A 12,638-nucleotide genomic window follows, 5' to 3' on the forward strand; every position below is an offset into this window, starting at 1 on the left:
CACTGTTTTATTTCAGTAAAGTGCGGTAAATTAGTGAACAAATTTTGCACTAATTAAAACAAATGCGGTTATTTAAGCAACTAGAACGTTGGAAAATTCGCAGGCAAATAAATCAATCTATTATTGATGTGGTATTTCGTTTACGAGATCGATTAGCTCATTACTGGCAAGCTGAGGTAAATACGCCTCAAGTGGATTTTATGTTGCTGCACATTGCTTGTAGCTTAGGTCGAATAGAACGAGGAGGTTGCGTTTCTCCACTTTATCCAGAAATGCTCGAAGAAATTCGAAGTGCGGTTATTTTTCCACAAGTTTTAGCCATCCATCAAGATTTACTCAACTTGATGCCGTTTTCCATTCCTGAAGCAGAACAAACTTATTTTTTAGCGAACATTCATTCTTTGGTCCTTGAACAGAAACAATTAAAGCATGTGGTAATAAATAAGCCCACTCATAAAAAATGACCTAGTTTTTAAACTAGGTCATTTTTTATATCTTAACGATATTTATCTAAAAACTTGTAATACTGCACACCAATCTTTGTCGCAAGATCTTTGATTATTCGACCACCATAAACAGAAGGGACTTTCAGGCCTTCAAAAATAGATAAACGTTCATCGTCACCCAAAATCGCTTCCGCTACAATTCGCCCCGCAAGACCAGTCAAAGCAACACCGTGACCAGAATAACCGTGAGCAAAATAAATATGCGGAGAAATACGACCAAAATGTGGCGTTGAATTTAAGGTCATATCAATCGGGCCAGCCCAGCCATAATCGATTTTTACATTTTCAAGTTGCGGGAATACGCGCAACATATTTTTCCGCATAATCGTGACCATATCTTTTTCTGAGCTAGAATCACTACCAAAGAGCAAGCGATTGTCCGCACTTAAACGATAATAGTCTAATAATAAATTGTTATCGCACACCGACATGCCATTATTAATGACAGAATCAGCAACGGCTTGGCTTAACGGCTCTGTGGCGATAATAAAACTTTCTACAGGTAATATTTTACGATTAATGCCGTGGTGAATAGATTTCGGGAGAGCATCAATATAAGCATTGGTGGCTAAAATAACGTCTTGAGAAATAACCGCACTTTTAGCTGTTTTAACCTCAACGCAACCATTTTTCTCAACCATATCCACTACAGGAGATTGTTCAAAAATTTGAACACCCAGATCGACACAAGCCTTCGCTAAACCTAAGCAATAATTAAGTGGATGCAAATGCCCTGAGTTACTATCAAATAAGCCGCCCACATAAATATCACTGCCTAAGTGCTGTTTTAATTTAGCCTTATCCCAAAGCTGCATATTTTGATAGCCAAAATTCTCATGACTTTCTTTTTCAATTTCAATTAAGTCATCCATTCGGCGTTCATTTAATGCCAATGTGGCATAGCCTTTTTTCCAGTCGCACTGAATGCCATATTTTTCAATACGCTCATCAATAATATCAATGGCCTCTAATGACATATTCCAAAGTTTATATGCTTTATCTTCGCCAACTTGTTTAACGTATTCATCAATGCCTTCTTCAAAGCCATTAATTGCTTGCCCACCACTACGACCAGAAGCACCAAATCCTACTCGAGCCCCCTCTAATACAATAACTTTTTTTCCTTTCTCCGCCAGTTCTAATGCCGCAGATAAACCAAAAAAACCAGCCCCGATCACACATACATCAGCGTGTTCAATTTGAGTGAGCGGTGGGAATTGAAAATCTTGGTTACGAGAGTCGAAATAATAAGAGCGAACATGTTCTTGATAGGCAAAATTAAGCATAAAAAATCCCTTAGGAAAAAACTGGCAAAATCTTACCCCGAAAGGGAAATATGTCAAACCTTTTACGAAAAAAATGCTATACTGAGCACGCGCAAAATTTGTGCGTTTTATGATGAACGATAACCCTCGGAGGTCAATAAATTGAAAAAATTCTTTGCTCACTCACTCAAAAATCTTTTCCTTTCCACCACCGCACTTTTCGCGGCTTCTGCTTTTGCCAATAACAAACTTTACGTCTATAACTGGACAGACTACGTGCCTTCTGATTTAGTCGCACAGTTCTCTAAAGAAACTGGCATCGAGGTAATTTATTCTACCTTTGAAAGCAACGAAGAAATGTACGCGAAACTCAAACTTACTCAAAATACTGGCTCTGGCTATGATTTGGTGTTTCCATCAAGTTACTACGTAAATAAAATGATTAGGGAAAAGATGCTTCAACCGATTGATCAAAGTAAATTGACCAATATTCATCAAATCCCTAAACATTTATTAAATAAAGAATTCGACCCAGAAAATAAATATTCATTACCTTACGTTTACGGACTTACTGGTATTGAAGTTAATGCGGATGAGATTGATCCTAAAACCATCACCAGCTGGGCGGATTTATGGAAACCTGAATTTAAAGGTAAAGTTCTCATGACCAGTGATGCGCGTGAAGTATTCCACGTAGCATTACTACTTGATGGTAAATCTCCTAATACCACCAATGAAGAAGACATCAAAACAGCTTATGAACGTTTAGAAAAACTTTTACCAAATATAGCGACCTTTAACTCTGACTCGCCAGAAGTACCTTACGTACAAGGTGAAGCAGCAATTGGTATGATTTGGAATGGTTCTGCTTATTTAGCACAGAAAGAAAATCCATCTCTTCAATTTGTCTATCCAAAAGAAGGCGCAATTTTCTGGATGGATAACTATGCGATTCCAACTACAGCAAAAAATGTTGAAGGCGCACATAAGTTCATTGACTTCTTACTTCGTCCAGAAAATGCTAAAGTTGTGGTAGAACGGATGGGCTTTTCCATGCCAAATGAAGGCGTAAAAAACTTATTAAGTCCTGAGTTAGCCAACGATCCAAAATTATTCCCACCAGCTGAAGAAGTAGAAAAAGGGATTATGCAAGGAGATGTTGGTGAAGCGGTCGATATTTATGAAAAATATTGGGGCAAATTAAAAACCAATTAATTTCTCAATTTAAAAAACGAAAAAGTGCGGTGAAATTTGATCTGCCCCCCAAAAGTTGGACTAACCAGACCAACAATTGAGGTGCAGATTTTTTATGGGTAAACATTACACAATCGAATTTAAATTACAGGTTCTTCAATATATTCTTAATAGAAAAATGAGTATTAAGAAGCCACTAGTATTTATAATAAACAAAGCTAATAGTATCATTTTCTATCAGATGGAGGCATATTGTCGATTTCATTACTGAAAATGGCGGTATTCAAAGTATGTCAAGAAAAAGGAATTTCTTAGATATATGACATATAGAAAGTTTCTTTGGAACTCTTAAATTCACCGCACTTTTTTATATAGCTAATATAAAAAAGGAGCATCAAATGATGCTCCTAAAATTTAAATCTAACTTAAGCGTGCTCTTCCGCTTTTTCAACCGTTCCTTTGACAGTCAGACAAATTTCCGTTGAAATCAAATGAGAAAGTGTTGAAGCCAAATATTCTATTTTTTCAAGATTGCCATTGCCTGATTCATCAAAATAACCTTGCTCTTTCAAATTCGCAATGAACATAGAGAAGACGGCTTTATCAAAGAACTCTGGCGCGTTAATACCATGCAATACAGATAAACGCTGTGCGACAAGTTGACTTTCTTTTTCCAGTTCTGCACGTGAAATATCTGGTTGTTTTTGCAAAATTGTCACTGTGATGTAATAACGTTGCAAGATTTCACGCATTCCCGCAGACCAAAGTTGTAAAATACGTACTTTCGATTTATTGATAGATAAGAAATTATCATTAGAGTTAATCACCTGTTGGCGCGCAAATTCATCAATAATTTGGTGAATTTGAGTTTTTAACTCTTCTTCACTAAAGTGCAAGAATAACTCGCCTTTTAAGAACGGATAAATCTTGCCGACAGATTCGACTAATAAATCTTTTTGAATCGCCTCATAATGCAAAATGATGCTTGCAACTAAAGATGGCAATACAAATAAGTGTTGAATATTATTGCGATAGTAAGTCATCAACACGGCTGATGCGCGTTCCAAACGCACAATTTCCCCAAAGTTATCTTTTTCGACTAACACGCCAACACGATCAAGCGTTAATACATGATTTAGCATCATTTCAGGCGTAGCAGTTGGCAATACAACATCTGCGGAATAAGGCACGTTTTGTAGTAATTGTTGGTAACTTGCCAGTTGTTCTAAAAGTTGCTCACGAGAAAGTGCACGCTGACGAGAAGATAGTAATGCAGTCCCAACTAAATTCATTGCATTCACCGCGGCAGCTTTATTAATGTTCACCATCACTTGTTTTGATATAGAATCAACTGCAGGAGCAAACCATTGTGGTTTTTCTTCGTGGTTTTGCTCTTTCCAATCAGGGAAATGTTGATTCAAGTAGTTGGAAAGTGTAATTGGCTCACCAAAATTCACAAAACCTTGACCAAGATTACGTAATTTTTTTATTACTCGAAGAACCAAACCTGCATTTTCTTTTTCTTTCGCCGCACCACGTAATTCTTTTGCATAAGTATCCACCTCTAATACGTGCTCATAGCCTACATAAACTGGCACAACAGAAATTGGACGAGTTTGATTATGTTGCAACGCTTGAAGTGTCATCGACATCATGCCTGTTTTTGGCGCAAGTAAACGACCAGTGCGCGAACGTCCGCCCTCAATAAAATATTCTACTGAATAACCACGATGGAATAACTCTGATAAATATTCGCGGAAAATGGCGGAATATAATCTGTTTCCTTTAAAAGTACGGCGAATAAAGAATGCGCCCCAACTACGGAACATTCTACCCACAGGCCAGAAATTTAAATTAATTCCTGCTGCGATATGCGGAGGAACAAGCCCTTGATGATAAAGCACGTAAGAAAGCAATAAATAGTCGATATGACTACGGTGACAAGGAACATAAACAATCTCATGACCTTCAAGTGCTAATTTACGTACGCGATCCGCATTTTGCACATCAATACCAGAATAAAGTTTATTCCAAAGCCAACGCAAAAAACGATCAGCGGCTCGTAAACTTGAATGACTTACATCTGCAGCGATTTCATCCAAAATCTTATGTGCTTCTTTTTGCGCTTTTTCAATACTGATATTTTTCGATTTTGCTTCATCTTCAATCGCACGTTGAATTGCTTCTGATTGCAATAATTTATTAAACATAGCTTGGCGATTTGGTAAACGCGGACCTGTGGCAGAAATGCGCTGTTTAGCAAAATGCATTTTTGCCACTCGAGCCAGCTTTTGCGCAATTTTTTCATCGGAGCCATGCTCATTTACCATATAACGTAATGAAACGGCTTGAGAAAAACGTACAAAAGTATCACGTCCAAACCAAATAGCAGCAAAAGTTTTTTGCATGCCATTTAACAAACGCAAGTTAGGCAAACCGGATTTATCTTCATGCCCAGGAGAACGCCCCCAAAGAACGGAAACTGGAATAAGTTGCACATCTAAACTCTCAGAAGTGCGGTGTAATTCTAGGTATTTATTGAAAATCGTGGTGGTTTCATCTTTCGCACCTTTCGATTTAAAAATGCGGCGTCCCTCATCTAAATACACATAACGAGGCAACTTCACACCATCAATTTCATTTTTCTCAGCAGGATCAGGCAAACCTAACGCCAAACAATTTCGACGGAAAATAACGAAATCGGTTTGAGAGGTATAAGGCAAAACATAAACAACAGGTTGGTGAATATTGAGGGAAAGCTCTTCTATCGGATTGGCTGGAATTGGATTATTTTTCACTAATACTGACAGAGGCAAGCTCAATAATTGACGATACATATTTACAAAATTTGCCATGATAAATTTTCTCTTTGTTGTAAATTTGAAATATTTTAACACATCCGATCTCAACCGCTTTAAAAAATTTAGTGGCAGAATGTGATCTAATACACAGATTTAAAAAATAACTATTGCAACTTCACACAATCTGTATACAATACCAGTTATCTGTATTTAAAAACAGGAGTGTATATGAGACCATTAACAGCACGCCAACAAGAAGTGTTGGATTTATTAAAACGTCATTTAGAAACAACAGGTATGCCACCAACACGAGCTGAAATCTCTCGAGAATTAGGCTTTAAATCACCCAATGCTGCAGAAGAACATTTAAAAGCGCTTTCACGCAAAGGTGCGATTGAAATTATTCCAGGCGCATCTCGCGGTATCCGCATTTTAGACAATAGCGCAAATGAAGAATTTGATGGTTTACCGCTCGTGGGTCGCGTAGCTGCTGGAGAACCGATTCTTGCAGAACAACATATCGAAGCAACTTATCGCGTAGATGCCGATATGTTTAAACCACAAGCAGATTTCTTACTCAAAGTTTATGGTCAATCCATGAAAGACATAGGTATCTTAGATGGTGATTTATTAGCTGTACATAGCACCAAGGATGTACGTAATGGACAAATTGTCGTTGCCCGTATTGAAGATGAAGTGACGGTAAAACGCCTTGAGAAAAAAGGTTCTATCATTTATCTACACGCAGAAAATGAAGAATTTGATCCAATCGTGGTAAATCTTGAAGAACAAGAAAACTTTGAGATTGAAGGCATTGCCGTAGGGATCATTCGCAATAATGCTTGGATGTAATCTGAGTAAATTGGCGAATAAAGTGCGGTAAAAATTTCCTGTGTTTTACCGCACTTTTCTTCGCCTAAAATTCTGAATTTGCCATTCTTTTTACCGCTCTCTATAATGCAATCAATCTTGAATTTAAATAAAGGATGGAAAAATGCAGTTTTCCAAAATGCACGGATTAGGCAACGATTTTGTTGTGGTTGATGGGGTTACTCAAAATGTTTTTTTCACGTCAGAAACCATTCAACGCTTAGCTGATCGCCACCGTGGAATTGGTTTTGATCAACTTTTGCTTGTTGAACCACCTTATGATCCTGAACTCGACTTTCATTATCGCATTTTCAATGCCGATGGAAGTGAAGTTTCGCAATGCGGAAATGGTGCCCGCTGTTTTGCTCGTTTTGTGACATTAAAAGGGCTAACTAACAAAAAAGACATCGCAGTTAGCACGCAAAAAGGCAATATGGTTCTAACGGTAAAAGACGATAACCAAGTTCGTGTGAATATGGGTGAACCGATTTGGGAGCCAGCAAAAATTCCATTTACCGCAAATAAATTCGAGAAAAATTACATCCTACGCACAGACATTCAAACCGTCTTATGTGGTGCAGTTTCAATGGGCAATCCTCATTGCGTTGTACAAGTAGATGATATTAAAACAGCAAATGTTGAACAGCTCGGTCCTTTGCTAGAAAGTCACGAGCGTTTTCCTGAGCGTGTCAATGCTGGTTTTATGCAAATCATCAATAAAGAGCATATTAAACTTAGAGTTTATGAACGTGGTGCAGGAGAAACGCAAGCCTGTGGAAGTGGAGCTTGTGCAGCTGTTGCAGTTGGTATTATGCAAGGTTTATTAAATAATCGAGTTCAAGTCGATTTGCCAGGCGGTTCATTAATCATTGAATGGAATGGCGTTGGTCATCCACTTTATATGACTGGCGAAGCGACTCATGTATATGACGGTTTTATAACCCTTTAATCTTCTTATTCCCATCAAATTCTTAAAGATGGGGATTTTATTTTCAGCTCACGCAAACGTTTTCGTTTTGGTGTTTTTCCTTTATAATAGACCGCGATTTTTACCTCAAACACAACTCAAAGGTACCCGTATGTTTCAAACTTTTCGTGGCTCACCCGCCCTTTCTGAATTCCGTATTCAAGGCTTAATGCAAAAATTCCAACAAAATAAATTACCGGTGAAATCGGTTTATGCGGAATATTTGCATTTTGTGGAATTAAATCGACCGCTTGTTAGCGAGCAGGAAGCAAAACTAAAAGCATTGTTACATTACGGTCCAACTTTGGCAGAACACGATGCCAAAGGCGAAACTTTTATCGTGATTCCACGCGTTGGCACGATTTCTTCTTGGTCTTCTAAAGCGACCGATATTGCGCATAACTGTGGTTTAAGTGAAGTGGAGCGTATTGAGCGTGGTTTGGCATATTATTTTGAGTTAAGCCAACCGCTTGATGAGAAAACAACAGAAAAATTGACCGCACTTTTACACGACAGAATGATGGAAACTGTGGTGCGTCGTCCTGAAGATGCAGAGATCTTATTCCGTCATCAAGATCCGAAACCATTTAAAACCGTGGATATTTTAAAAGGTGGACGTGAAGCTTTGGTGGTAGCTAACGTAGAATTAGGTTTAGCGCTGGCAGAAGATGAAATTGATTATTTGGTGGAAAACTTCACCCAATTAGGGCGCAATCCGCACGATATTGAACTTTATATGTTCGCACAAGCTAACTCTGAGCACTGCCGCCATAAAATCTTTAATGCAGATTGGATTATCGACGGCAAAAAACAGGATAAATCCCTGTTTAAAATGATTAAAAATACCTTTGAGAAAACCCCTGATTTCGTGCTTTCAGCCTATAAAGATAATGCTGCGGTAATGGAAGGCTCAAAAGTCGGCCGTTTCTTTGCGGATCAAGATGGGCAATATCGTTATCACAATGAAGATGCGCATATCTTAATGAAAGTGGAAACCCACAACCATCCAACCGCAATTTCGCCATTCCCGGGTGCCGCAACAGGTTCAGGCGGTGAAATTCGTGATGAGGGTGCAACCGGTCGTGGTGCAAAACCAAAAGCAGGTTTAACCGGGTTCTCCGTATCAAACTTAGTTATTCCAAACTTTGAGCAACCTTGGGAAAATCCACTTTCCAAACCAAACCGTATTGCTTCAGCCTTAGATATTATGATTGAAGGCCCATTAGGTGGCGCAGCATTTAACAATGAATTTGGTCGTCCTGCGTTATTAGGCTATTTCCGTACCTATGAAGAGAAAGTCAACAGCTTCAATGGTGAAGAAGTCCGTGGTTATCACAAACCGATTATGTTAGCGGGCGGTATCGGTAATATTCGTGGCGAACACGTTCAAAAAGGCGAAATTCCGGTCGGTGCGAAATTGATCGTATTAGGTGGCCCTGCAATGAATATCGGTTTAGGCGGTGGCGCAGCGTCTTCGATGGATAGCGGTAAATCAAAAGAAGATCTAGATTTTGCCTCTGTTCAACGTGAAAACCCAGAAATGGAACGCCGCTGCCAAGAGGTGATTGACCGCTGCTGGCAATTAGGTGAAGAAAACCCAATTCTCTTTATCCATGATGTGGGCGCAGGTGGTTTGTCTAATGCGATGCCTGAATTGGTACACGATGGCGAACGTGGCGGTAAATTTGATTTACGCTCTATCCTTTGTGATGAAAAAGGCATGTCACCATTGGAAATTTGGTGTAACGAATCGCAAGAACGTTATGTTTTAGCCGTTGCGCCAGAAAAACTCGAATTATTTACCGCACTTTGTGAACGTGAGCGTGCGCCGTTTGCGGTCATTGGTGAGGCAACGGAAGAGAAACATTTAACCTTACACGATAGTCATTTCGACAATAACCCAATTGATTTACCAATGAATGTGTTATTGGGCAAAACCCCGAAAATGACGCGTGAGGTTTCGTCAAAAACTGTCGAAAATCGACCGCTTGCAACAGAAAATATTCAATTAAAAGAAGCGTTCCATCGCGTATTACGCTTACCGGTGGTGGCAGAAAAAACTTTCTTAATCACCATTGGCGACCGTTCGGTAACTGGTATGGTGGCGCGCGATCAAATGGTCGGCCCATGGCAAATTCCCGTGTCTGATGTGGCCGTCACAACTGCATCATTAGATAGCTATCACGGTGAAGCCATGGCAATGGGCGAACGTGCACCCGTGGCATTATTAGACTTTGGTGCTTCTGCACGTTTAGCGGTGGCTGAATCCATTACCAACATTGCGGGCACTAACATTGGCGATATTAAACGCATCAAACTTTCTGCAAACTGGATGTCTGCTGCGGGTCATGGTGGTGAAGATGCCGGCTTATATAAAGCGGTGAAAGCGGTGGGCGAAGAACTTTGCCCAGCATTAGGCATTACCATTCCAGTGGGTAAAGACTCGATGTCGATGAAAACCACTTGGGAAGAAAATGGCGAGAAAAAATCAGTAACAGCTCCGCTTTCTTTAGTGATTTCATCTTTTGCGCGCGTGGAAGATGTACGCAAAACCGTGACACCTCAATTACGCACAGACAAAGGCGCAAGCCGCTTATTATTGATTGATTTAGGCGAAAGAAAAAATCGCTTAGGCGCGACCGCACTTGCGCAAGTGTATAAACAATTAGGTGACAAACCAGCTGATGTGGTGAATGTCGCCAAACTGAAAAACTTCTTTGATGCAATGCAAGCATTAGTAGCAGAGCGTAAATTATTGGCTTACCACGACCGTTCAGACGGTGGTTTAATTACCACCCTTGCAGAAATGGCATTTGCGGGTAACTGTGGTGTCGATGTGGATATTTCAGCCTTAGGCGACAATAATTTAGCCGTGTTATTCAATGAAGAATTAGGCGCGGTAATCCAAGTGTCAGAATGCGAATTAAGCGCCGTGCGTGAGGTATTAAAAGCCCATGACTTGCTTGGCTTAACTTATGAATTAGGTTCTGTAAGCTCAGAAGATCGTTTTGAAATCACGCGTGGTAGCAAAAAACTATTAAGCGAAAAACGCTCTGAATTACGCGGTATTTGGGCTGAACTCACTCACCAAATGCAACGCTTACGCGATAACCCAGAATGTGCTGACCAAGAATTTGCAGCGAAAAAAGCAACAGATAACAAAGGTTTATCTGCTCACTTAACCTATGATGTGAATGAAGATATTGCTGCGCCTTACATCAGCAAAGGCGTGAAACCAAAAGTAGCCGTATTGCGTGAACAAGGCGTAAACAGCCACGTTGAAATGGCAGCGGCTTTTGATCGTGCAGGCTTTGCGGCGATTGATGTTCACATGAGCGATTTAATGACAGGTCGTTACAACTTAAACGACTTCAACGCGATGGTGGCCTGTGGTGGTTTCTCTTACGGTGACGTATTGGGCGCAGGTGGCGGCTGGGCGAAATCCATTTTATTTAATCCACAATTACGCGATCAATTCAGTCAATTCTTCGCCAATGAAAACACCCTTTCATTAGGTGTATGTAACGGCTGTCAATTTATCTCCACTCTTGCGGAAATTATCCCTGGTGCAGAAAATTGGCCACGTTTCGTACGGAATAAATCAGAACGTTTTGAAGCGCGTGCTGCGATGGTGAAAATCAACGACACCAACTCATTGTGGTTTAAAGGCATGGCTGGCTCACATATGCCGATTGCGGTTTCTCATGGTGAAGGCCGCGTAGAATTCAAAACACCAGAAAACTTGACCGCACTTCAATCCCAAAACTTGATTGTGGCACAATATATCGACAGCCATTTAAACGTGACTGAAACTTATCCAGCCAACCCGAATGGCTCGGCATTAGGTATTACTGCCATTTCTAACGTCGATGGTCGTATTGCTGCAATGATGCCACACCCTGAGCGTGTATTCCGTGCGGTGAGCAACTCATGGTACCCAGAAAATTGGTCTGAAGATGGTGCTTGGATGCGAATTTTTAGAAATGTTCGTATAACTTTTAGGTAAAAATACCCCATCATAAATCAAAACTATGATGGGGTATTTTTTAATATTAGTGCTTATACAGTGTGAAATCAGAGTCAATCCAGAGTATATGAAATATTTGCTTTTCCCTATAGCCAACAACAGGTGACATTCCAGAAGCTCTAAATGCTAATAGTGTTACGTCTGGGGTAATAAAACTCTTTACATTTACCCCCTTGATTGAATCTTGGGAAATTTTTTCACACCCAAGGCCATGTCTAGATGCGTTTCTGAGTTGTTGCCATGTAAGTTTGCTGAATTTACAAAGACTATCTAAGAGAGCTAACCGTTGATCTTTGCTACAAGCATTAACACAGTACATACCGTCTTTCATGTTATAAAACGAAAAGATAGGTTGTAATTTATCACTACCTCCATTAGGGCTAGATACCTTATCTCCCTGTTGAATTATTTTCCCTGTTGGAGGATTTACCTTAGGTTTTTTTATATTCTTTTTTTTAGTCATCTTCAATTTGTGTTAAAAAGTATTCTTTTAGCTTTTTATGACTGATTTTATTACTTTTCCCATTTTCAAAAGTTGATAACCATGGCATTTCTTCATGAGTCATGTTTCTTAATTTCCATGCTGAGAATTGTCCATACATATCGTAAACTTCATCCAATAACTCAATAGTATTGCTGGAATATTTACTGAAGTCTATATTCAGATTTGTTGTTGGTAGAGCACCACTACCATAGCTTTTATACTTATAATAGAGTTTAGGAATAACCGGACCATGTGGCCAAGCTTGGATATCTTCTTTAAATAAAGGTTTGTTGTGAATAGCTAAAGAAAAGCCCTGCGCGTAATATACAAGTTTTTGTATTTTCAGATTTGAGATGAGATCGCCATTTTCTTCATTTGCTAATGACAAAAAGTAATTTGCCACATCAAAACAAGTTAACATAACAATATCCTTGGTGATTTAGGTGTGCTTCTGTTTATTATAACTTTTAAAAAGGAGTGATAAAGTTATTGAGTATATGATTAACTTTGCGTAATAGTACCAA

Annotated in this window: 9 protein-coding genes; 5 read left to right on the forward strand and 4 right to left on the reverse strand. The window is 39.4% G+C overall.

All coding sequences use genetic code 11. From position 1 onward, the window contains the following. The first annotated feature begins 62 nt into the window (after positions 1-62). Positions 63-464 (forward strand): PRD domain-containing protein, encoded by a 402-nt coding sequence (locus tag DV428_RS01015; RefSeq protein WP_005636150.1) that lies wholly within the window; start codon positions 63-65, stop codon positions 462-464. A gap of 32 nt (positions 465-496) precedes the next feature. On the opposite strand, the gene DV428_RS01020 is transcribed toward DV428_RS01015, so the two are convergent. Then, on the reverse strand, positions 497-1,792 hold the full coding sequence (locus DV428_RS01020) for an NAD(P)/FAD-dependent oxidoreductase (RefSeq protein ID WP_114908375.1): 1,296 nt from the start codon (positions 1,790-1,792) through the stop codon (positions 497-499). Between the two features lie 141 nt (positions 1,793-1,933). On the opposite strand from DV428_RS01020, the gene DV428_RS01025 reads away from it, so the two are divergent. Further along, the gene (locus DV428_RS01025) at positions 1,934-2,986 is read left to right on the forward strand and encodes an extracellular solute-binding protein (RefSeq protein ID WP_114908376.1); all 1,053 of its coding nucleotides are present in this window, start codon (positions 1,934-1,936) and stop codon (positions 2,984-2,986) included. Positions 2,987-3,390: 404 nt separating this feature from the next. Here DV428_RS01025 and plsB read toward each other — a convergent pair whose 3' ends face one another. After that, positions 3,391-5,820: a glycerol-3-phosphate 1-O-acyltransferase PlsB gene (plsB, locus tag DV428_RS01030; protein ID WP_114908377.1), complete on the reverse strand. Its 2,430-nt coding sequence runs from the start codon at positions 5,818-5,820 to the stop codon at positions 3,391-3,393. A 174-nt stretch (positions 5,821-5,994) separates the two neighbouring features. Here plsB and lexA point away from each other — a divergent pair, with 174 nt between their 5' ends. The 3 genes from lexA to purL all read left to right on the forward strand — a co-directional run bounded on the left by lexA (position 5,995) and on the right by purL (position 11,609). Then, positions 5,995-6,618, forward strand: a complete 624-nt coding sequence (gene lexA, locus DV428_RS01035) for a transcriptional repressor LexA (protein ID WP_005632942.1) — start codon at positions 5,995-5,997, stop codon at positions 6,616-6,618. Positions 6,619-6,760: 142 nt separating this feature from the next. Then, entirely contained in the window at positions 6,761-7,585 is an 825-nt protein-coding gene (gene dapF, locus DV428_RS01040) for a diaminopimelate epimerase (RefSeq protein ID WP_114908378.1), read from the forward strand. Between the two features lie 130 nt (positions 7,586-7,715). Next, entirely contained in the window at positions 7,716-11,609 is a 3,894-nt protein-coding gene (gene purL / locus DV428_RS01045; RefSeq protein ID WP_114908379.1) for a phosphoribosylformylglycinamidine synthase, read from the forward strand. Positions 11,610-11,655: 46 nt separating this feature from the next. On the opposite strand, the gene DV428_RS01050 is transcribed toward purL, so the two are convergent. Next, a complete protein-coding gene (locus DV428_RS01050) occupies positions 11,656-12,093 on the reverse strand; it encodes a hypothetical protein (RefSeq protein ID WP_114908380.1) in 438 nt (145 codons plus the stop codon). Then, positions 12,086-12,535: a Panacea domain-containing protein gene (locus tag DV428_RS01055; protein ID WP_114908381.1), complete on the reverse strand. Its 450-nt coding sequence runs from the start codon at positions 12,533-12,535 to the stop codon at positions 12,086-12,088. Before DV428_RS01055 ends, DV428_RS01050 begins: the two co-directional genes overlap by 8 nt. Positions 12,536-12,638 lie beyond the last annotated feature (103 nt).

Origin of the sequence: Haemophilus haemolyticus (genome assembly GCF_003352385.1) — a bacterium.
Taxonomy (GTDB): Bacteria; Pseudomonadota; Gammaproteobacteria; order Enterobacterales; family Pasteurellaceae; genus Haemophilus; species Haemophilus haemolyticus_I.